1 pseudogene is annotated in these 605 nt (G+C 47.1%); it reads right to left on the reverse strand.

Annotated features, from left to right (window positions below):
- Positions 1–168 precede the first annotated feature (168 nt).
- Positions 169–605 (reverse strand): annotated as a pseudogene (locus R7P74_RS27735) (RNA polymerase-associated protein RapA); the annotation flags it as partial.

The following is a 605-nucleotide window of genomic DNA, read 5'->3' on the forward strand; positions in this document are numbered from 1 at the left end:
GCGGTGGGACGTAAACTGAAATGGCTATCCATTGCTGGACTGATTTACTTGTTTGGCTTCTTAGCTCTGTTTATTTGGTGGAAGTGGTTGATGTAATCCGCTGGCAAACAAACCGCAGATAAAAAAAAGGTCTTCGATTGAAGACCTTTTTTAATGCGTTTTACGCGATTAGTTGTGGCTCACCACGATCAGACGGAGCGAGTCGAGCTGCACTTGAGCTTGATTGATGTAACCAGTCAGCTCTTTGATTTGCGCTTCAATCGCTTCAATCTCTTCATCACGAATGTTTGGGTTCACCGCTTTCAAAGCTTGTAAACGCTCTAGCTCCGCATTCAAGCTTTGCTGCATATCTTGCTGCGCTTGCTTACGAACGGCTTCCACTTTCTCTTCAACCAGCACATCACCCGCTTCAATCAAACGGTGCACATCTTTTTGCACAGACGTCACCAGCTTGCTGCCAAGATGACGGTTTACTGGGCTAAGTTGACGGTTGAAACCTTCAAACTCCACTTGAGCCGATAGATCGTTACCACGCGAGTCCATCATCAAACTGATTGGCGTTTTCGGTAAGAAGCGCGCGATACCACTGCGTTTTGGCGCTTGCG

The sequence above is a fragment of the Vibrio sp. 2033 genome (genome assembly GCF_033339735.1).